The following is a 21,706-nucleotide window of genomic DNA, read 5'->3' as shown; positions in this document are numbered from 1 at the left end:
ATTCGGCGAAGGTTTAAGGCGGTCGGCAGCAGCTATTCAGCGGCGACCGTGGCGGTTTGGCCAAGATAGTCCAGAATCGCGGTTGCCGCATCCCGCCCGTCGCGGATGGCCCAGACAACCAGCGATGCACCGCGCACAATGTCGCCGGCTGCGAACACACCATCAAGACTGGTGGCACCAGTGCCAAAATCCGCCTTTACGGTCCCCCAACGGGTTACTTCCAACCCGTCAACGCCCCAAAGTTTGGGCAGATCCTCGGGTTCGAAACCCAGCGCCTTGATGACCAGATCTGCGGGCTCGACATAGTCAGCGCCCTTGATCAGCTCTGGCGCCTGCCGACCCGTCGCATCGGGCGCACCAAGGCGCATCTTCTGAACCTTGACGCCGGTGACCGCATCACCCTCGAACCCGTTGGGCGCGGACAACCATACGAATTCAACGCCTTCTTCTTCGGCATTCTGCACCTCGCGCTGCGATCCGGGCATGTTCGCCCGGTCGCGCCGGTACAGGCATTTGACGCTTTCCGCGCCTTGGCGGACAGCTGTGCGAACGCAATCCATGGCTGTGTCACCGCCACCAATCACGACCACGCGCTTGCCCACGGCATTCAGTTCGCCGCTTTCGAATTCCGGCACATCGTCACCGAAACTCTTGCGGTTGCTGGCGGTCAGGTAGTCGATGGCATTCACGATGCCTTCTGCACCAGAGTCGGGCAGATCGCGCGTTTTGTAGACCCCTGTCGCGATCAGCACAGCGTCATGCTTGCCCCGGATGGCATCAAACGACAGGTCGTCGCCCACATTGCAGTTCATCACGAACTGAACGCCGCCCTCCTCAAGCTGCGCCATGCGCTGCATGACTGTGTCCTTTTCCAACTTGAAGCCGGGGATCCCGTAGGTCAGCAACCCGCCGCCACGGTCATAACGATCATAGACGGTCACCTGCACCCCTTCGCGGCGCAGCATATCAGCCGCAGCCAGCCCGCCGGGTCCCGCCCCGATGATGCCGACACTTTCGCCGCGTTCCGCATAAGGTTGGATCGGCTTGACCCATCCTTCGGCAAAGGCGGTGTCGGTGATGTATTTCTCGACCGAGCCGATGGTCACGGTGCCATGCCCGGATTGTTCGATCACGCAATTGCCTTCGCACAAACGATCCTGCGGACAAATCCGGCCACAGATTTCGGGAAAAGTGTTCGTGGCCTGGCTGATTTCATAGGCCTCGCGCAGCCGACCCTCTGCAGTCAGCCGCAGCCAGTCAGGGATATTGTTGTGCAGCGGGCAATGGGTCTGGCAATAGGGAACACCGCATTGCGAACAACGGCTGGCCTGCTCGGCGGCCTTCTCACGCGCGTAGTCGGCATAGATTTCGCCAAAATCCTCACGCCGCAAATCCGGCGGGCGCTTTTCTGGCATGTCGCGGGCAACAGCAGTGAACTTCAGCATCTTTTGGCCAGCCATGCCAGATTCTCCTAAATTCTAAGGCGAGCCACCTTGTAGAACAGCTTTTCTGCGATGAAAAGGCAGTATTGCTGACCTTTAATGCAAATTTTCGTCGCTCAGGCAATGCACTCAACACAATTATGCGGATAATTAGGTCCGATATGTGACCTATATCGAGACTTTCGCCCATTTTGGAACGGGTTAGGTTGGCGCAATCGAATCAAAACCGGCGACCCAATGACCACGTTCAACCTACTCCTGATTGCACTGATCCAGGGAATTACCGAATTTCTACCCGTGTCCTCATCTGGGCATCTTATTCTTCTGCCCTCGTTGACGGGGCTGGAGGATCAGGGTCAGGTCATCGACGTTGCTGCCCATGTTGGCACGCTACTTGCGGTGATCCTGTATTTCTGGGCCGATGTGCGTATGGCGTTTTTCGGATCGCTCCGGCTGATCCGGGGGAAGGTTGACACCCAGGGCGCGTTTTTGGCGCTTTGCCTTGTCGTTGCCACCATCCCCGTGATTCTGTTCGGCCTGTTCCTGAAACTGACAGGTTTGTCGGACGCGATGCGAGGCATTGCGGTGATCGGCTGGGCGATGATTATCTTTGGTGTCGTCCTGTATTGGGCCGACCAGACAGGACCGCTGACAAAAACAGCCGAAAAATGGTCGCTCAAAGACGCGGTACATATGGGCCTGTGGCAAGCATTGGCGTTGATCCCTGGAACCTCGCGATCTGGGATCACAATCACGGCAGGCCGGATGCTTGGCTATACCCGGACCGATGCGGCCCGGCTTTCAATGCTGATGTCGATCCCGACCATCATCGCCTCGGCTGCGATCCTCAGCCTTGATGTGGTGGGAACGGCCGATGCCGGGGCGCTGCGGGATATCGGAATTGTTGCGACAATGTCCTTTGCCGCCGCACTTCTGGCGCTGACATTGATGATGCGACTGCTCAAGGCGGTCAGCTACACACCATATGTGATCTACCGGATCGCGCTGGGGCTGGTCCTGCTATGGATCGCCTATACCTGAATTCAGGTTTTCAGATTTTTGGCTGATTCCTTGATCGCGTCATATTGGCCCGATGGGCGGAACCGCCACAGATAGTCTGGCAGCACTGCATCCAGCGCCGTTGGCTTGATATCAAGATCGGCAAGCCCCTTTGCGCCGTCGGCCACGACATTGTCATGCGCAAGGTTCAGCACCTGATCCTTGGTGATCGGGCTTTTCACGATCCCAAGCGAAACAGCCTGTCCAAACCAAAACACCGCAGCCATGACCCGCGCGACCCAGAATGGGATATTGATGATCAGACGGCGACGCCGCACGACCTGCAGCATTTTCTGCATCAGCTCGCGAAATGTATGCGTGTCAGGGCCGCCAAGCTCGTAGACGCCCGGTTCGGCGGCGCCGGTGACGGCCAATTCTGCTGCTGCCGCAACATCATCTACATAGACGGGCTGAAACCGGGTATCGGCGCCAACAACGGGCAAGACAGGCCCAAGGCGGGTCATCCCAGCAAAGCGATTAAAGAAATCATCTTCTGGGCCGAAGATGATCGAAGGCCGCAAGATCACCGCGTTTGGCATGTGTTCGAGAACGCCCGCCTCACCGGCCGCTTTGGTCTTGGCATATTCGCTATCGGCATCCGCATCGGCCCCGATCGCCGAGATATGCACCATACGTGCCACCCCTTCAGCGGCGGCGATCCGGGCAATCCGCGATGCGCCGTCGGCCTGAACTGCGGTGAATGTGTTTTTGCCAGTCTCGGCCAGAACACCAACGCAGTTCACAACAGCGTCCGCACCATTGGTCGCGGCAGCCACGCTTGCATCATCACGAATGTTGCAAAAGACAGGTTCAACCTGACCGACGACGCCGTAGGGGCGGACAAACATCGCCTCGTTGGTATTGCGCACGGCAACGCGCACACGCCAGCCCTCTTTGGCCATGCGGCGGGCAATGTAGCGCCCGACGAAACCGGATCCGCCGAAAATGGTGACAAGCTTGGACATATGGGCCGCCTCTTTGCAGGTTGCCCCCGGTTTACCCGGCACATTTTGGGCAGACAAGGCGCAATACGTTGCCACATGACAAAGTCTGGCGAATTTCGATGCGAATCCCGTTGACACAGCGATCAGCCGCGCTTAATCCCGCCCCCACGACACCTGCCCAGGTGGCGGAATTGGTAGACGCGCCAGCTTCAGGTGCTGGTGTCTGTATGGACGTGGAGGTTCGAGTCCTCTCCTGGGCACCATTCATCCCGAACATAGATGCTCAAATCCCTTGAAAATAAGGGGTTTATTTGATATTTGTTGAACATAGCTGACCCTCGTTACCCAGCAAATCGCATGCATTTCTGGGTAACGGATTGGGTAACAGCCATGATTTTCGGGAATAGGAGTTTCGTTACCCAATATGGCCCTATCTGACCTCAAGATTCGCAAGGCAAAACAAAAAGATAAGCCATATCGGATCAGCGACGGTTTGGGCCTGTCCTTGCAGGTACGTCCGACGGGTTCAAAACTGTGGCATTTTCGCTATCAGTTTCTGGGCAAAGAGAAGATTCTCAGCATTGGGCAATATCCCATCGTTTCTTTGGCTGACGCGAGAGCCAAACGAGATGATGCAAAGCGACTGCTAGCAGACGGCCAAGACCCTTCGGTTCAGAAGAAGCTTGATGCCATCGATGCCCATGTAAAAGCGCGCATGACCTTCAAGGAAGTCGCGGATGAATACTACGACAACTTGGCTGATCGCGGGCTGGCTGACGCCACCTTGCGCAAGACGCGCTGGCATATTGATGATCTCGCAAAGCCACTTCACAGCCGCCCGATAGATCAGATCACCGCAGCCGAGCTGCTGCATCTTTTGAAGCCTATCGAGCGCTCTGGACGCCGCGAGACAGCCAAGAAGCTGCGCGCGACCATCTCAGCTGTCTTCCGGCTGGCGATGGTGACAATGCGCGCGCCAGCCGACCCGTCAGCCGCTTTGAAAGATGCGTTGCTGCCGCCGAAAGTGAGGGGACGAGCAGCTATCACAGACGAAGCGGAGTTTGGGCAACTACTTCGCCGGTTGGACGAATACACCGGTTGGCCGGTCATCCCCGCTGCAATGAAGTTTCAAATCCTGACCTGCACTCGCCCCGGCGAAGCACGGGGAGCGCGAATGCGCGAGTTTGATCTTGAGAGCAAGACGTGGACGATTCCGCCGGAGCGCATGAAAATGCGCCGTGAGCACAAGATTCCTTTGTCGCGTCAGGCCTATGAAATCGTGTTGGAGAATTGGTCTGAGATAGATGGGGTAGAACTGCTATTCCCATCACTTCAATTGTAAAACTTCAGACTTGATCTGACGGACATCTCAGCTTGCGACGCTGAGAACGGGTTGCGCACTGTCCGATTGGTCGTGCGTTTTGATCGTCTTCTCGACAGCGATGTGTAGCGTTTCGCGGAAGGTCTGCATAGGTGTTTTGCCATAGCAGTGACGTCCCGAATGTGGCCGCTGTTCGTTGTACTTTGCCAGCCACGCATCCAGATCGGCCTGCAACTCTTCGACTGACCGATACAGTTTCTTGCGGAATGCGATGTCGTAGAACTCATCCTTGATGGTGCGATGGAACCGCTCGCAGATGCCGTTTGTTTGCGGAGAATTGGCCTTGGTTCGGGTGTGGTCCACGTCCTCGACGGCCAGATAAAGCTGGTAGGCGTGGTTCTCGACCTTGCCACAGTATTCCGTGCCCCGGTCTGTCAGGACGCGCAGCAGGCTGATCTCATGCTCTGCAAAGAACGGGATCACGCGGTCGTTCAGCAAGTCGGCCGCGGTGATTGCCGTCTTTTCAGTGTAGAGCTTGCAGATCGCCACGCGGGCATAGGTATCGACAAAGGTCTGTTGATAAATGCGTCCGACGCCCTTCATTGTGCCCACATAATAGGTGTCCTGGCTGCCCAGATAGCCAGGGTGGTGGCTCTCGATCTCGCCATGGGCTTCTTTCTTGGCCTTGGCTTTTTCCAGCGCGGCCAACTGATCCTCGGTGAGCAAGATACCCTCTTGGGCGGCACGGGCCTCCAGGGCCTTGAGGCGCTTTTTCATGGTTTCCAGATCATTACGCAGCCAGATCGACCGGACGCCCGACGATGACACCATGATGCCTTTCTGCTGCAGCTCCCACGACGCCCGTTTCTGACCCAGAGCCGGGTTGTCGATGGCCAGTTCGATGACCGCCTTCTCGACATGTTCTGGCACGCGGTTTTTCATCACCGGCTTGCGGCGGCTGAGATCCATCAGGGCTTCTTCGCCACCCTGATCGTAAAGTTCTCTGAACCGGTAAAAGCTGTCCCGCGAATAACCCATCACTTTGCAGGCCTGCGACACGCTTCCGAGCTGTTTGGCCAGTTCCAACAGCCCCAGCTTCGGCTTGATGATCTTCTCTTGAATACTTGTCATTGATCGACACTCCTTGATTGCGCTCCAGAAGAGCAGAAATGTCAGATCAAGTCGTGTGTTTTACACCTCAGGGTTAGCAGCCGTTCGAGCTGAACGCGGCGAATTCCGGGAAAGATGAAGATTTTCTGGTGCAGGCCAGGGTGCAAGGTTTCAGATTGGCGGTATGGGTGGCCCGCGTTGGAAAACCTTCATCTCTTGACACCTTCGCTGCTGTGAGTGCGAACGTCCGCTCCCCCTACTCGCAACGCCAATAGGAGTCGCGGCTCACGTATCGCTCACAACAGACTACAAAAAGAACTCATCGGCCGTTAGACTTTCTCCATCCGCAAACTCGAACCGCTCGATCCGTTCTCCTCCATGAGCGATCAGAACACGATGATCAGTGCCGTCGTTGACGTTGATGGCAAGAAAATCTCCGTTGGCCGCGTTGGTGGACGTCTCCATACCGAAGGTCAGGTCCGCCAGGTTCAGGTCTGCGAAGCGGAACGTATCTGTCCCGCCGCCGGCCGCTTCGCCCCCGTTCAAGATGGTCACGTTGCCGGCAGAGGCATAGTAGACGTAGGTGTCGTCGCCCGCGTGGCCACCCAGATACTGCGCACCGTCAGCACTATGGCGAGCAATCAGCGTATCATCACCGGCCCACCCCTTGAGATAGTATCGCTGGTCTCCGCCAATGCTTTGGATCACGTCATTGCCCGCGGAACCATTCAGAACAGCAAGGCCAGCATCGGTCACACTTATTGATTTAACACTCGATCCATCCGCAAACTCGAACCGCTCGATCCGTTCTCCTCCATGAGCGATCAGAACACGATGATCAGTGCCGTCGTTGACGTTGATGGCAAGAAAATCTCCGTTGGCCGCGTTGGTGGACGTCTCCATACCGAAGGTCAGGTCCGCCAGGTTCAGGTCTGCGAAGCGGAACGTATCTGTCCCGCCGCCGGCCGCTTCGCCCCCGTTCAAGATGGTCACGTTGCCGGCAGAGGCATAGTAGACGTAGGTGTCGTCGCCCGCGTGGCCACCCAGATACTGCGCACCGTCAGCACTATGGCGAGCAATCAGCGTATCATCACCGGCCCACCCCTTGAGATAGTATCGCTGGTCTCCGCCAATGCTTTGGATCACGTCATTGCCCGCGGAACCATTCAGAACAGCAAGGCCAGCATCGGTCACACTTATTGATTTAACACTCGATCCATCCGCAAACTCGAACCGCTCGATCCGTTCTCCTCCATGAGCGATCAGAACACGATGATCAGTGCCGTCGTTGACGTTGATGGCAAGAAAATCTCCGTTGGCCGCGTTGGTGGACGTCTCCATACCGAAGGTCAGGTCCGCCAGGTTCAGGTCTGCGAAGCGGAACGTATCTGTCCCGCCGCCGGCCGCTTCGCCCCCGTTCAAGATGGTCACGTTGCCGGCAGAGGCATAGTAGACGTAGGTGTCGTCGCCCGCGTGGCCACCCAGATACTGCGCACCGTCAGCACTATGGCGAGCAATCAGCGTATCATCACCGGCCCACCCCTTGAGATAGTATCGCTGGCCCCAGCCAATACTTTGGATCACGTCATTGTCCGCAGAGCCATCCAGCAGAACGACGCCAGCATCGGTCACAGAAAAACCCAAATGTGAAGCATCAAGATCGACTGCAGCAACATCTTCAAGCAAGATGCTATCTGAGGTGCCGAAGCTCAGCCTCGCCCCCGCAGCGGTGTCGGTAATGCTCAGATTGGCGAAGTCCAAAGCCGAGATATCAATAACGATACGGTCATGAAAAATCTCAAAGTCCGTAATTGTATCTGTGCCAAAGTTTGCGCCAAATGCAAAGTAATCCGCACCACCACCACCAGTTAGCGTATCATTTCCACTCATACCATTGATGACATTGGCCGCGTCGGAACCAATTAGACCGTTATCACCGGAGCCTCCAACGATGTTTTCGAAATCAACGACCTGTTCGACTGTACCGCCTGAAAACACTGCATTTGAAGCGGCGAGGTTTATGGTAAAAGCACCACTACTATACGAGAAATCAATCGTGTCGATGCCATCGCCGCCATCAAAGAAATCGACCCCAGTGCTTCCAAGGATGTAGTCATTTCCTGCACCGCCATAGTGGTCATCGTCGCCTCTGTTGCCTTCAATACGATTGTCACCAGATGAACCAATGAGAGTGTTATCCCCACGACCGCCAATGATGTTCTCGAAATTTAGAATCTGCTCCAAAAGACCACTGGCAAAGGTTGCGGTCGCCGTAGACAGGTCAATAGTGAGATCGCTGGAGGTGTAGGAGAAATCAATCGTATCTACACCATCACCTCCATCGAAGAAGTCCTCCCCAATACTTCCAACAATCACATCGTTTCCAGCTCCGCCATAGTGATTATCGTCTCCGTCATCTCCATCTATGTAGTCGTCACCTTCGCCGCCATATAAGTCATCGTTGTCGCGACCTCCAAACAACCGATCGTCACCGCCATGGCCATAGATAACATCATCTCCGCTTATGCCCCCTAGGTAATTTGCAAACTGATCGCCAATAATCAGGTCTTCTTCGCCCGTACCGACGGCGTTCTCAATGCTGACCAAGGTTTCATTTTCATGAACACCCTTCCATCCAACCATTTGGGTTCGGAGGTCAATAACTGCTCCTTCCCCCATTGCCGTTGACGTCAGTTCATTGAACAATATTGTGTCGTTTCCTTCACCACCATCAAACGTGTCAAAGCCGTCACTGCCGTACAATTCATCATTTCCGGCGCCGCCAAACAACCGATCGTCACCGTCACGCCCTCTGAGACGATCATTTCCCTCATCACCATACAACTGATCGTTCCCAGTTCCGCCATCTATGCTGTCATCACCTTCGTTACCAAAAATGATGTCATCACCTTGTCCGGAAATAGCGTAAGTTCCGCCGAACAATCCGGTTCCGATCTCATCGTCACCCATTCCACCAAATACCCGATACCTACCACTTCCAAGGCTGATCACATCGTTGCCTTCGCCACCATTAATGACGTCATCGCCACCGCCAGAAGTAATGAAGTCGTCGCCTGCCCCACCGTCCAAGAACTCTGTTTCTTCGGTTCCATCCAATCGGTCATTGCCAGAGCTACTTTCTATTCGTTGCAGACTCAGCGTCTTCCACGCATCAAGAGAAATGCCTTGCAGAATAAGGGCATCATCTGCCCCGTATTGCACAAAGGTATCACCGTCTATTTCTTCAATCACAACACCTGCGGGAGGACTGTTCGGGTCAACAAACACTCCATCAAACGCTATGACTGACTTTGAGATATTGAAGTTGGCCACACGGAGCATTTCTGCCTGATCCATGTTCGTCTCAACTAAAATCACATCGTTTTCAATACGCAGAGCTTGATCATAGTTTGCTGTGCCTTTGACAGTCAGATCGATCATTGCCGTTTTCTCAATGCCGGTAAAATCGGTCGCCGTATATGTCAGCGTTGCTGTCACACTGTCATCTTGCTCCATCCAAACATATGCACCTCTTTGGTCAAACGTCAGCCGCCCATCGCTTTCAAGTGTTAACCTGGCACCACTTTCAAGGGTCAGAGTGCCACCAACTTCAATGCTCTGATCATTAATGCGTAGTAGGGAAAGAGGATTACTGTCGAACTTTAGGTCATTGGCAAATAAATCGATGATCTGGGCTGGACCTTCATCAATAACAATAAAGTCGTCCTGAAGCTTGAACTCAGTCTGGAGTGGTGCGGCAACTTCCGTGTATGACACTGTCTGGTCGAGAAACTCAATGATCTCGATATCATCTTTGATGACAATCGTACCTTCCGACATATTGTAGGTATAGTTGGGGTGATCCGCATCAATGGTAGCTTTGATACCATCCTCCAGCGCTTCAAAAACGATAGCCGTTCTATTTGCGTTTATAACAAGGGTGTCGGCACCCTCACCGCCGGATACAATCTTGTCACCTGCTGCAAAGCGAATGTGATCATCCCCGGCACCAGCATAAATCCGATCAGCGCCATGCAAAGTGTCAATACGGTTATTTCCACTGTCACCAAATATCAGGTCGTTGCTATAACTCGTGCGAATATTTTCTATGTCAGAAATCCTGACCTGTGTCGGTGATCCTTCAATAAATCCAATACCAGATTCAAGATCAATCACGTTATTCGAGAATCTCCAAATACTTGCCGAAAAGACAAGGGTGTCTTCGCCATCACCGCCGTTTAGTACGTGATTGCCGGTTCCAATTGGATTATAGTAGTTTGGGAGATCATAATGGAAGTCGACATGTAGTTGATCATCTCCATCGCCACCATATAGTTGGTCCGCACCATCGCCGGCTCGGAGCTGATCATTCCCGGCTCCTCCGTGCAAATGGTTTTCACCATGCACTACGCGTAGGCTATCATCACCGTCGCCACCATATATCTTGTCGCCGTCGCCCTCGCTCTCAATCTCATCATTGCCAGCATGACCCCATATTATATTTTCTACAGATTCATCCTGCACTTTGATAATGTCATCAAAATTCGAACCCTCGAAATTTTCGATGGATATGAAGGTATCGCCAGATGCATCGTTTTCCGATGGTGTGGTATTGCCACCACCCGCAGAAAAAGTTGTATTGAGGTCGATACCACTGGTCGAAGTCAGATAAGATGCAGTATCGACACCGCTACCGCCGTCAATAACATCAGCTCCAACGCCACCGGCCAGCATGTCAGCACCTGCTCCGCCAAACAGCCGATCGTCGCCTTCGCCACCATTCAGGCCATTCGCCCCATTGTTACCGAACAGATCATCATCATCATCTGTACCGTCCGTCTGATCATCGACAACGGCGCGCTCTTCACGCAATGCATCCCGAGCATTGAACGCATCTTCGCTCAGCGGGGTATTGACGAAGCTGTAGTAATTCGATGCAGGGTCGAGAACAGCTCCGGCCCAATCGAGCCGACCATCATCAAATCGCATGACAAAGGGCACTGCGATTGATGCCTCGATGCTGGCCTGCGCACCTTGAGCCGTTCCGCCTGTAAAAAAACCGATGACATTCTCGATGGTGAGCGTGCTACCGGTTTCAAGGATTGTAACCTGATAAGATCCGACGGTCGCATAATGATCCAGCGCTGCGGGCTCGGCATCCTGAAACCAGCTTGTATAGATCGGATTGAATGCGACGACCTCGCTGCCCAGATACACTTGCTCAAACTCATAGCTGACACTGATATCCGAGAGGCTGAGCCCTTCAAAGATCACCTCATCCACGAACCGGCCATTCCCCGCAATCAGATCATTTCCGATCAGGCGCAGGTTTTCGGGGTCGCTGGTATCTTCCGAGAAGATGATGGTCAGATTATCGTTTCCGCCTGGATCGGAACCGATTTGGCTTGCCGAGAAATAATAATCGTCACCTTCTTCGCCATAGAATGTGTCCGTGCCGCCGGAATAGACAAGGACATCCGATCCGGCTCCGCCACGCAGGATATCGTTGCCCGTGCTGTCATAGGCCAAGACCTGTGCTGCATATTCATCAAACGACTGATCCTCTCCGATACGAGTATCCGCGCCCCGATCATACAACCAGTCCGCGCCATCGCCCCCGTCGATGATGTCATCGCCTAGACCGCCGTGGAGATCGTCGTGAGTTAATGTCCCAATGATCTCATCTTTCCCGGCTCTGGCAAACAATGTTAGCCGGCCCGGCCCGAAAGTTTCCTGCCCGCTCTCATCAAATAGACGTAAGTTTGCGTCATCATCATAATCTGTCAACTCTAAGAACTCAAAACCATGAAGTCGAAGACTGCCACTGCCGTCAACTTCCTCAACCAGATGTCCACTACTAAATACCCCAGGATTGGAAACAATCATGACGCCCTGAGATAACTGACTAATTGAAAAAAGATCATCGCCCAATAGACCATGAACTTCTGTATTACCGTCAATGGCCGACACCCAAACTCGATCATCAAGCTCATTTTTCAATCTAATTGTTTCGACATTCTGAATATTGTTTCCATCTAGCAATAGTGAGATCGGTCCGGTAACATGGTGGTAATCTAACGTATCGTTACCGTCACCGCCGTCAATACTACCGCCCGAGCCGATCAGGCTACCCTTATGCGCGAAACTCACTCCAGACTCTGTTCCTTTCAGCCCATGGTCCGGAATACCACCAGCCAAGGCAAGACTGTGATCGACAACAAAAAATACCTCTGAGCCAGAGCCTCCGACAATGATGTCAGAGCTAGCAAGGTCAGCTTGATTAAAATACGCATAGAAATCGCTATTCCCGCTACCACCAATAAGTCGATCAATCTCGGTGTCTGCACCAGCAACCAATGTCGCTTTTTTGTCAGTATTGGCCGCACTAAGAGTATCGGCACCCACTCCACCTAATAAGCTTTCAATTCTTGCTTTTTGGACTTGAGGACTACTCAACTCCATCAGATCCGCTCCCGTTGTGCCCAACCAAGTGGTCTTACCCGGTGCAATTCTTGGTATCGGGTGTGCAGAAGTCGAAATACTCAGATTAGCTTCTGTATGTAAGATAACTGAAACGGCAAACGAATTAGAGTTAAGCTCTGGCCCTATAATGCCGGCACTCATCCCGCTAGATGCCTTATATGTGAATTCACCAGAAATTTCCCATGCTACACGGGACATCTCCTGCCACACTTCCACATCGGATGGCGTTCCATTTCCACCGGCGCCATATATCTCTACTGAGTTTCGATTTGTCTTCGCCCATTCTCGGGGATCACTTTGACCTGAAATATCATAGGCATCACCAGGTCGTGGATCGCTATTTTGCGGGAATGGAACGTCTATTTGCGAACCAATCAATAGCCCCCATGGACCCATTCCAGGAAGCTCGGGAAATGCACCGGTCGTACGGTATGCCGAGTAGTTATCTTCCGACCCGCTAGGTACGTAAACGAGGTAATAGTGCTGAGCTCCAAATGTAAACGGAACGGTTCTGCTTTCGAGATATATTGGCATGAATTTCGCTCCTATTTCACAGCCGCCGAGGGAATCCGCGTAATCTGATTATTCAACAAATGAAAGTAGGCAACTATTCCACACTGATAGCCAAGAAACTTTTGCAGTCGTGTCTGAGGCGGCGTACAGAAAGAGTGCCTAACGTTAAAAGGCGCCCAATTTGGACCAACTTCTTCATCCCAGCGCTCGGTTCCGAGATAGGCAAAGCCGTGTTTTTCCATATAAGTGATTATCTGATCATCAGCGCAGAAGATAGATATCAATTCTTGGCCGATAGCATGATCACCAATTTGGCTTCCGTGGCCCATGGAAACAAAGTTGCCTAATTCATCAAATCGAGGTGAACTGAGAATAACTTCACACTCTGAGTATGCGTACAAGTCATTCTGTTCAGAGTTCGTCTTATTCGAATCTTGCGCGAGAACTACACTCTCTGTCATGACATTTAGCGAGAGAAATATGATTGAAGTTATAGTGATTTTAGAATTTTTGATAGCCGTCATTTCAGTCCTACCCAAATGCAATGTACGGTATGATTTTCAGTACTTGGCGTTGCCAATTCTGGCTGGTGAGCACTCAGTGGTATCAGGAAGTCATCTAATATTACAGTACTCATCTATTTTCTAGCTCTAGTGGTGGCAGTGATATTGATAGAAACAGCCGATCTAGGTGATCTAGCATTGTTCGAATTTTGACGAAGAAATTCAGAGCCGATGCACAGTCATCGCTCTCTCTTCTGTCAATGCAGGAAGCCAAGTCTTCCCCATAGAACCAAAAATAGCTTATGCGAAAATGTGAGCGGTAATTGCCTTGATCTCCATCAAATGCGACAGTCCAAAACTCGCACATTTTTCTGCAGTGGACGAGAACCCTTCGGTCAGTCAGTAATGGGCGATTAGATATGAGAGTGAATGAAGTAACTCCACTTTCCTGCTGCTCTTCCACATCTATGAGCCAAAAGTCATCATTATATGCTGGCAGTTTAGTCCTAAAGACCTCTTTAAATTTCGGCCAAAACGCTTCGCCATATACGACGCCATCAATAAGATAGCGGCCATTGTGCCCGTCTCCCCTTATATCATGGCGACTCATAGTTACTTGCGCTGATCGCATACTAAAGAAATGCGGAGCGCCACCGCGAATAGGAAAACTATCCGCTAAGCCAAAATGCTCCAGCAATGGACCACAACAACTGTTTATCTCCAAGCTCGAAGCATATCCAAAAGAGCGATTCAGTCTACCCGTTTGATCAACTTCGAAGAACCGACCGATTCGAAGTTCGTAACTCTGCACACTATCTGGTGGTTGGTTTCTGAGTGTACTGTGCAAAGGAAAGTAATAGAGCTTAGGTCCGATTGCATAAGTCGCATAGCCTACAGGAAATTGGTCGCAGTCTTCGATTTCGCAAAGCTCATCCCAAGTGCTCAGGTCCCTCAGGCGGTGGGGTGCATCCGCCCAATAGCCTTGTGCAAACACTACGCTGGCGGCTGTTAAGAATACTGCGAGGCTTGTGGCGAGAGAAGCAATAAAGCGAAGTTGTTTGATAAACTTCATTTCCGTGATATCCGAAGACCTTGGAATCCAAGTCTATTATTAAGTTGCCACGGTCTCATTTTTTGCCGGTCATACAAGATAGTACCAGCTGGGGGCGTATTTCTTCTAACCCTGTTAGGTTAGAGACTATATTCGAACGATTGAATGAGATGAGGAACAAAGGGTCGTTGCAAAGTGATTTTCTTTCGTCTTAGGCAGCTGTCAAACATCGACACAACAAACAGCACGCTCTAGTTGAATCGTGGCATTTGCGGATCATGATTGCAACAGCCCTCGTAGAATAAGCTGCGCGCCATCTGATGGCTTTGTTTTCAAGGCGATATCGTCATTGCTAAGGGCGTAAATGAAAATACGTAGAAGAATTCATTGTACTGAAGTCCGCTCTGCCGTGCCGAATCGTTCGGCGAGCGCGGTCTGTCCGAAGGCTTACGATCGAGGTCTCAGCCCCCCTCAAAACCTAAAGTTTCTGTGATGTCATCCGGCGCACCCTTTCGGGCCGGGCTGTCGTGAAAGGAGCCGCTTAACGCTGTCTCCGCCAGTCGGCATCCATCCCTTGCGCATCGATGACCAGCCGTGAACGGCTAATCCTTTTTCTTGTGTTTTGGGGCCTTGCAGGCCCGTCCTCCGTCAAGACCAAGCCCTATCGGGCGAACGTCATGACCGTGGCTCGGCTGTGCCTGCGCCCGCACCAATTTCATGACGTTCGATCTGGACGGTTTCCCACTGCTCATCAGCGCATTCCTAGTCCCGTTTCGATCTGCCCGCGTGTGAGGACTTGATGCTGCAAACTATGCAACTGGTGGCAAGTCTGTTTTGCAGTCCCGTGACGCATGCCACGGCAGATATCCAGCAAAGTCGATGTAGTTCGACTTTCGCAACGCCAGGTTATCAATCATCCAGGCAAAATAACGATAGGGATCGACGCGGTTCAGTTTGCATGTTTCCACGAGCGACGACATAAGCGCCCAGGTATCGCCACCCTCATCGCTGCCGATAAACAGCACGCCCTTTCGCGGCAAGATGATCGGTTTGAATTGTCGTTCGACAGGGTTGGTATCGAGGTCGATGCGCCCGTCGTCGAGAAACAGGATCAGCGACGCCCATCTTTCGAGCACACACATAAGCCATCATACGTATCTGAAGGTGATATTTGGTTGTGTAGCCTGGGCGAAAATGTTGGATCTGAGATAAGCGGCAAGAGTGATAAGTTTTCACGTCCCGCGATCATTCTTAAGAAATTAGCTCATGGCTTCCATTTTGTTATAGCGACCACTGAGGTTCCCCTAGATTTGTAGACGGTTTGCTTGGTAATTTTGGAAGCAAAGGACGATGCAAATGTCAGGTCAAATTCGCTACTCAGACGAGTTCAAGATCGACGCTGTGGCACAGGTCACAGAGCGCGGATATTCGGTTAAAGAGGTCGCTGAACGGCTCGGGATCAGCACCAAGTCACTGTACACTTGGATGACGCAATTCTCGAAGCCACAGAGGCAAACGGATCAAGAAGCTGAAGTCCGACGGCTCAAGAAAGAACTTGTGCGCGTGACCGAGGAGCGCGACATCTTAAAAAAAGGCGAGGCTTGTCCGCCATTGGTCCGAGGACAATGCCGAGCGCGTACTTCGCCAGGGATGCAAAGTGAGGTACGCGTTTATCGACGCGCATCGCAAGCTGCATCCTGTCCGTGTTCTTTGCAAAATGCTGAGCGTTCATCCCAGTGGTTTCTATGCATGGGTTAAGGAACCGTTAAGCCAGCGTGCGCAGGAAGATCGGCGTCAGACCAAGCTGGTGAAGAAGGCTTGGAAGGACAGTGGCAAGGTTTATGGCTATCGCAAAATCTGCGACGACCTGATCGACATGGGTGAGACCGTCTCAGAGAACCGCGTCGCGCGTCTGGCGCGGATTGCAGGCATTCAGGCGCAGATCGGGTATAAGAAGAAGCCCGGCGTTTATGGCGGCAAACCTTCGGTTGTGGTGGACAACACACTGGATCGACAGTTCGCTGTCGATGTCCCGGATCGCGCTTGGGTAATGGATATCACGTATTTGCGGACACACGAGGGCTTCGCATATCTCTGTATTGTCATCGATCTGTTCTCGCGGCGGGTCGCTGGCTGGGCGGTCCGGTCGCGACAGACATCAGAACGCGCTGTGCAGGCTTTGCTCATGAAGCGGGAGAAGGTCAGACGGCGGAAATATCGGACGCGCGAAGAAGCAAGGCGCGACGTCTTTGAGTACATCGAGTTGTTCTACAACCCAAAACCCAAGCACACGAACAACGGCATGCTGTCACCCGTTGACTATGAGAACAGACAGCGCAAACTGGAAAAAGCAGGTGTCTAGGAAACTAGGGGCATCTCACTGAGACAATCTTGTCCGAACGCCTTCAAGCAGTTCGAAGAAATGCCAAGTTAACTCAAGCAGAGTTCGCCAAGGCCCTTGGCGTGTCCAAGCGGGCCTTAACGAAATACGAATTGGCACTCCGGGAAATCCCGCTGAGTGTCGTCTTGAGTGTCCATGAGAAGTTTGAAGTTGACCTCGTTTGGTTGGCGCTTGGCATAGGCACCTCGCGCATAGAAAACCCTACAGACGTTGCCGCGAACGTAGCCAGTGCCATCAAGTCATTTGAATTAAAGAATAATGTTCAGCTGTCTCCAGAAAAAACCGCGACCGTGACCAGCTACCTATTGAAGGAACGCTTACGCAATAGAGCCTACTCGGAAGCCGAAATGCACGAGTATCTTGAAACTGTCATATAGGTGAAAGATGAACCAACCTCTCACAATCGAACGTCGCGCAATAGCACGCGCTCTACCCTGGCTCATAGGCTTCTTGGTTATCACCGCAGCGACCTACACTATTTTAATCGCTGGCGAATTTGGCTTCGGCATTAAGCGCCTTAGGATGATTTCGGCGGTCATAGCGCTCATATTTGCAGCTCTGATCTTCAACAGTACGCTCGGACTGCTCGATATCGTTCGTTATGCCGACATTCACTGGGCTGAGCAGAAACGCCGAAAGAACTCTCCATATGAACGCTGTTGAAATCGAAGGAGCCATCTCTGCATTGGCGGAGCAAGCGTTTGATTCTGTTGAATTTCCTTATGCTTTTCTGCTCGCCTTCGGCAACAAGGAGACAACGCTCAGACGCCTTCGCTCCGGCACGTCGAACAAATCCGACGTGGAAGGTGTTCTGCAAACGGACAACATCCACCTGAAGTCCTGCGCGGCGGGCGCTGTCACGAAAACGCTGGCCACGCTCAAATCGAGCCTGGCGACGACCAAAGTCAAAGTGGACCTGTCCCGTTTTAATGCTCGTTTAAGCCACCTTTCGCTCGAAAGCGACTGGGCTTTGCCAATCCAATGCTGAGTACCGTCGACGCGGATCGTAGAAGCCGCTGATGTATTGGAAGATGGCCAGTTCCGCGTCCCTGCGCGTCTGCCACGATTTGCGCCAGATCAGCTCTGCCTCGATCGTTTTGAAGAAGGTTTCGACGGCAGCTTTATTGTGGCAATTTCCCTTGCCGCCAATCGACATCTGGAACACATGCTGACGCAGAAGCTTCTGATAGGCATGTGAAAATATCACACTATCAAACCGTGGGATCTAGCACCTAGACCTTCAAAATTGGTACCCCAGTGGTGATCGTTCCACCATGGCTTGTCGCTGAACCGATATGAGCAGCATTCTTACCTTTTACCTTGAAGAGCGGAGTCCCGGTCGTGATGACCGCCCCGCAGGCCGTCTTGTCTCCCACCACGGCTATCGGCCGGGTGCCAGCCTTCGCCTCCGCTTTGCCCGAGACGATGGAATTGGGCCCATGGATCGGACACACATGGGTGTCACCGATGCGCGCGAGAGGCTTCATTGCATAGCGCTTTCCGCAAGATCGCGGGCCTGCGCCACACATTCAGACCGCGTTTCCAACGGATAGAGTTCGATCATGAACTCTCCGCGCGATCCAAATTCGGCAACGAATGATATGCCGAGGCCGAGATGATCGGCGACCATGTCTCCGTCAGGATGCTCGATCAACATGCGATCAGGCTCCAGCATGGTGGTTGTGATCGGGATGACGTCGCGTTCTAGCGGCACGTCGTTGCCAAACGCATCCTGCCCCCCGCCATATTGAAACGTGAACTCGGTCGGTGACAGGATGAACTGTATCTGACCTGATCGCAGTCCGAAGTACTCGCCGGAGTATGCGTCTTTCGTCGTGATCGACGCGAGGCATCGCTCCTGCAAACCGGCGACAGGTTCCAGAACGGTTCCCGCTTGCAGAAAAAAGCCGGCCGCGCCCTCCGATACGACCAAGCGGCGTCCCTCTTCCGGGCGTAGCACCATCGATGTGCGAACCGGACCGTCTGCGCCTGGTCGAAACAGATCAATCCGTGTTCCGTCCTCGGTTTCGACCTGCCGACTGCGTGTCGCGCCGAGTTGTGGACCGTCGATCTGGAAGTACACCAGTCCGTTCGTGGTAATCGAAAAGGCTGTGCCCATCTCCTTGGCAATATAAAGACCGCGGATTGGATCGGCGACCGCTGGCATGGCGACGATGGCGGCGAGAATGAATGCGGTGCGGATCATCGGACGAGCGCGATCTGGGGGGTAAGTGCGGGCGCGATTGCGGCAGTGCGGTCCAGGATATCCGTCCACCACGGCGCGCCAGGCCAGCTGCCTGCAGGCACCTGCCAGTCATGCAGTACCTGAAAACTTGTGCGCATCAGCGGATGATCCACCGGGCCCGTCTGGTGCCCGAGGCTGGCGCGCATCCGCAGGAAGGCAATCGTTGTGATCGGCCAGAGGAAATGCGCCTCTTCTCGGATCTCATGTCCCGTGGACGCATCCATCGACCCGTTCTCTACGTCCGTTGCAAGAGTCCGCATATGCGCGGCGCAAAGCTCTCTTGCCCATTCTGCACCTTTTTGCGGGTCTGGATCGTTCAGGCCGAGACGCGCCGCGTCCAGCCAGAACCGGTCAGGGGGCACGTGGAAGCTTTCCCAATCGACCGTCTCGTCACGTTGCTGAGCGAGCATTTCAAGCGCAAATACGCCGACCTTGGACGGTTGGGAAAAATAGCCGGTCGTCCCCTCTGGCGGGGCGTATCGGCCTGATTTGAGGACAGAGAGAGCGATCTGCTCTGTTGCCGCCAAAAGGTCAGCACGGCCCGTTGCGATCAACTGCAAGAGGGTTTCGCCGTATTGCGGCAGAGATGGGGTCACGTGGGATGGATTTGACTGAAATAGCGTGTGGGTCACTGCTTTTTCAAAGAAAGCCGCGCGTTGTGCTACGTCGAGTTCTGCCGTTTTGACCTGACCAGCCGTTGCGACCCAGTACCCAAAATGGCCTAGGAACGGGACGATGAGCCCCTTCATCTGGAGTGCGCCTTCTAGCGGCGACATGTCGCCGTTCCCGTCCATGAAGTAATGCGTATCCTCTAGCGCATCCTCAAAATTTATGCTTGTAAATGGATCACTGCGGTACAATGCCAGACCCGCAACTATCTGCGTCTCACCGTATTCTCCCATTACCAGTCTTCCATAATCATTTCGCCAACTTGATTGCCTTGCCGATCTACTTCCACTTTAGCGTGGATTTTGGTGACGGAGCCAGACCGTGCATGCGCTTCGAATTCCGCAATGGTTCGCCGATGCGGGATCATGTCCTCCCACGACCGTCCTGCGGTCGCGCCCTCTTGGACGGCTGTGCGCGCACGCGCAATCCCTCTAACGGCAGCATCTGCACGATCAATAAGATAGTCGGCATCTTGCTGTTTGTTGCTTAGGCTTGGGAACGGCACATCGTTTCCCATGCGCGTCTTGACCTCGATGGCCACCCATCTTGGGGCAGGCGGTCGAGGTTCCACGATCTTCGTGATCAAGTCCAGCCCATGGCCGGACCGGTTCTGCAACTGCAACGTCTCTCCAAGACGCATGTTGCGCATGTTAAATGTCCCGCTGCCTACTCGGAAAACATGGTCAATCTGTCCATTGCGGAAGGCGCGCAATGCAGCGGCCTCGCCAAAGCGCCCGACGGCTTGGGACAGGTTAAACAGGAACGTACCCCCGCCCATGCGCAAGGCGTCGGCTATTTTCACCATCTCTTCATTGCTGCCAACCGTTGACGAAAAGTTGGCCTTTGCTCCGGCGGGACATGTAAATGTTAGCTTCCATTTGTTCCGCAGGTTCGGATATTTCTGGAATTGGAACGTAAATCCGCGGCGTGACAATTCGCCGACCAAGTTCACCAGGGTGCCGCCGCGCAGTTTATCGAACCGACCCATATTAGTAACCCCGGTATTCTTCGACTGTCTCGGCATCCGCTGGTTGTAGGATCGCGCCAGGGTCGCCGTAGTTCAGGCCCGCAGGAATGATCGCTAAAGCGCGCCAGCGGCCCTTCAATCCAACGCCGATATTGATCATCTGATAGGCCGTTCGCGCCGCCTTCTCGCCGTCTTCGTCACCCAGCGCACCACCCAAAAAGGCTGCTGCATCCTCAAGCGGGTTGACGCCTTGGCCCTCGTTCACGCCGATATAGCCGGTCCCAAGCGCCACCGCGTCTGACAGTTCAATGGCCAGCACAACGATGGCAGCGGCGCGCAGTGCGATGGAGCCTGCAGCGATGACGGCACCAACACCTGTAACCAGCGCCAGCACGGTGACAGCGATCATCGCCGCGTGGAACGCATATCCTGCCCATCGGGCGAAATCTTGCTCGATCTCAATCGCTTGCTTCAGGCGCCGGGCGAGCTGCTGGAGTTCCGCGTCGCTCAGCGAGTTGGGATCGATGCTTGGTGAAAACCCAATCCGGTCCACCGAACGAAAAATGTTGCCAAGGCTGGTATAGAAAATCGCCGGTTCGTAGCTTTCGAAGAAATACGGATCGCTCGAGACATGATCGGTCCAACCGTAAGATGCCGCATAGGGCGTGCCAATCGGATTGAAGTCCATTTCATAATGGCCGTCGCGCCCTTCGCCTGGGTGGAAAAGGGCGGCCGTTTTGATCCGCTCCTCGCGCCCGTGGACCTGCTCAAAAGCGTCCATGAAACGGATCCAAAATTTGGTGAAGCTATTGCCGTTAAGCGCGATGATCTCTTCTACGGACAGCGCTTCTCCAGGGCGCGGTAGTCCAAGCGCCTCATCCATAGGACCATAGCTGTCCATCGGATCGTAGGCTGCGTAGGTATCGGTTCCGCAGGTCCCTGTCGGGCAATCGCCGCCCGGATCCGCGTCAGCAACGTTAACTGGCTCCATCGGCTCC

General features: G+C 53.5%; 17 protein-coding genes, 1 tRNA gene and 2 pseudogenes. 7 read left to right on the top strand and 13 right to left on the bottom strand.

Annotated features, from left to right (window positions below):
• Nucleotides 1–32: 32 nt before the first annotated feature.
• The gene (locus AABB31_RS14140) at nucleotides 33–1,460 is read right to left on the bottom strand and encodes an NAD(P)-dependent oxidoreductase (RefSeq protein ID WP_342077527.1); all 1,428 of its coding nucleotides are present in this window, start codon (nucleotides 1,458–1,460) and stop codon (nucleotides 33–35) included.
• A gap of 219 nt (nucleotides 1,461–1,679) precedes the next feature.
• Here AABB31_RS14140 and AABB31_RS14135 point away from each other — a divergent pair, with 219 nt between their 5' ends.
• Entirely contained in the window at nucleotides 1,680–2,483 is an 804-nt protein-coding gene (locus AABB31_RS14135) for an undecaprenyl-diphosphate phosphatase (protein WP_373634897.1), read from the top strand.
• Nucleotides 2,484–2,485: 2 nt separating this feature from the next.
• Here AABB31_RS14135 and AABB31_RS14130 read toward each other — a convergent pair whose 3' ends face one another.
• A complete protein-coding gene (locus AABB31_RS14130; protein ID WP_342078826.1) occupies nucleotides 2,486–3,466 on the bottom strand; it encodes a complex I NDUFA9 subunit family protein in 981 nt (326 codons plus the stop codon).
• Nucleotides 3,467–3,621: 155 nt separating this feature from the next.
• On the opposite strand from AABB31_RS14130, the gene AABB31_RS14125 reads away from it, so the two are divergent.
• Nucleotides 3,622–3,708, top strand: a tRNA-Leu gene (locus AABB31_RS14125).
• 161 nt (nucleotides 3,709–3,869) lie between these two features.
• Nucleotides 3,870–4,787, top strand: coding sequence for an integrase arm-type DNA-binding domain-containing protein (locus tag AABB31_RS14120; RefSeq protein WP_342077528.1), 918 nt, complete (start codon nucleotides 3,870–3,872; stop codon nucleotides 4,785–4,787).
• A 27-nt stretch (nucleotides 4,788–4,814) separates the two neighbouring features.
• On the opposite strand, the gene AABB31_RS14115 is transcribed toward AABB31_RS14120, so the two are convergent.
• From AABB31_RS14115 to AABB31_RS14095, 5 genes are all read right to left on the bottom strand, one after another.
• Nucleotides 4,815–5,897, bottom strand: a complete 1,083-nt coding sequence (locus AABB31_RS14115; protein WP_342074941.1) for an IS481 family transposase — start codon at nucleotides 5,895–5,897, stop codon at nucleotides 4,815–4,817.
• Nucleotides 5,898–6,182: 285 nt separating this feature from the next.
• The gene (locus tag AABB31_RS14110) at nucleotides 6,183–12,893 is read right to left on the bottom strand and encodes a hypothetical protein (protein WP_373634896.1); all 6,711 of its coding nucleotides are present in this window, start codon (nucleotides 12,891–12,893) and stop codon (nucleotides 6,183–6,185) included.
• A gap of 11 nt (nucleotides 12,894–12,904) precedes the next feature.
• Nucleotides 12,905–13,396 (bottom strand): hypothetical protein, encoded by a 492-nt coding sequence (locus tag AABB31_RS14105; protein WP_342077531.1) that lies wholly within the window; start codon nucleotides 13,394–13,396, stop codon nucleotides 12,905–12,907.
• Nucleotides 13,397–13,505: 109 nt separating this feature from the next.
• Nucleotides 13,506–14,447, bottom strand: coding sequence for a hypothetical protein (locus tag AABB31_RS14100; RefSeq protein ID WP_342077532.1), 942 nt, complete (start codon nucleotides 14,445–14,447; stop codon nucleotides 13,506–13,508).
• Between the two features lie 788 nt (nucleotides 14,448–15,235).
• On the bottom strand, nucleotides 15,236–15,562 hold the full coding sequence (locus tag AABB31_RS14095) for a transposase (RefSeq protein ID WP_373634894.1): 327 nt from the start codon (nucleotides 15,560–15,562) through the stop codon (nucleotides 15,236–15,238).
• Between the two features lie 220 nt (nucleotides 15,563–15,782).
• Here AABB31_RS14095 and AABB31_RS14090 point away from each other — a divergent pair.
• From AABB31_RS14090 to AABB31_RS14075, 4 genes and pseudogenes are all read left to right on the top strand, one after another.
• A pseudogene (locus AABB31_RS14090) lies at nucleotides 15,783–16,788 on the top strand (IS3 family transposase).
• A 29-nt stretch (nucleotides 16,789–16,817) separates the two neighbouring features.
• A complete protein-coding gene (locus AABB31_RS14085; RefSeq protein ID WP_342077533.1) occupies nucleotides 16,818–17,204 on the top strand; it encodes a helix-turn-helix transcriptional regulator in 387 nt (128 codons plus the stop codon).
• A 7-nt stretch (nucleotides 17,205–17,211) separates the two neighbouring features.
• Complete coding sequence (locus tag AABB31_RS14080) at nucleotides 17,212–17,490, top strand: hypothetical protein (protein WP_342077534.1); 279 nt, start codon at nucleotides 17,212–17,214, stop codon at nucleotides 17,488–17,490.
• Nucleotides 17,477–17,815, top strand: a complete 339-nt coding sequence (locus AABB31_RS14075; protein ID WP_342077535.1) for a hypothetical protein — start codon at nucleotides 17,477–17,479, stop codon at nucleotides 17,813–17,815. Before AABB31_RS14080 ends, AABB31_RS14075 begins: the two co-directional genes overlap by 14 nt.
• Here AABB31_RS14075 and AABB31_RS14070 read toward each other — a convergent pair.
• The 6 genes and pseudogenes from AABB31_RS14070 to AABB31_RS14045 form a co-directional block, all read right to left on the bottom strand.
• Nucleotides 17,765–18,025, bottom strand: a pseudogene (locus tag AABB31_RS14070) (IS3 family transposase); the annotation flags it as partial. The gene AABB31_RS14075 and the pseudogene AABB31_RS14070 sit on opposite strands and share 51 nt — an antisense overlap.
• Before the next feature lie 34 nt (nucleotides 18,026–18,059).
• The gene (locus AABB31_RS14065; RefSeq protein WP_342077536.1) at nucleotides 18,060–18,314 is read right to left on the bottom strand and encodes a PAAR domain-containing protein; all 255 of its coding nucleotides are present in this window, start codon (nucleotides 18,312–18,314) and stop codon (nucleotides 18,060–18,062) included.
• Nucleotides 18,311–19,033: a hypothetical protein gene (locus AABB31_RS14060; protein ID WP_373634893.1), complete on the bottom strand. Its 723-nt coding sequence runs from the start codon at nucleotides 19,031–19,033 to the stop codon at nucleotides 18,311–18,313. The genes AABB31_RS14065 and AABB31_RS14060 overlap by 4 nt, the downstream gene beginning before the upstream one ends.
• Nucleotides 19,030–19,974 (bottom strand): hypothetical protein, encoded by a 945-nt coding sequence (locus AABB31_RS14055; RefSeq protein ID WP_373634892.1) that lies wholly within the window; start codon nucleotides 19,972–19,974, stop codon nucleotides 19,030–19,032. The genes AABB31_RS14060 and AABB31_RS14055 overlap by 4 nt, the downstream gene beginning before the upstream one ends.
• The gene (locus AABB31_RS14050) at nucleotides 19,974–20,546 is read right to left on the bottom strand and encodes a hypothetical protein (protein WP_342077539.1); all 573 of its coding nucleotides are present in this window, start codon (nucleotides 20,544–20,546) and stop codon (nucleotides 19,974–19,976) included. The genes AABB31_RS14055 and AABB31_RS14050 overlap by 1 nt, the downstream gene beginning before the upstream one ends.
• A 184-nt stretch (nucleotides 20,547–20,730) precedes the next feature.
• Nucleotides 20,731–21,699: a hypothetical protein gene (locus AABB31_RS14045; protein WP_342077540.1), complete on the bottom strand. Its 969-nt coding sequence runs from the start codon at nucleotides 21,697–21,699 to the stop codon at nucleotides 20,731–20,733.
• Between the last annotated feature and the right edge of the window lie 7 nt (nucleotides 21,700–21,706).

The sequence above is a fragment of the Yoonia sp. SS1-5 genome (genome assembly GCF_038443705.2).
GTDB lineage: Bacteria > Pseudomonadota > Alphaproteobacteria > Rhodobacterales > Rhodobacteraceae > Yoonia > Yoonia rhodophyticola.
Note: the sequence above shows the minus strand (reverse complement) of the source record. Positions and strands in the feature narration are given on the sequence as shown.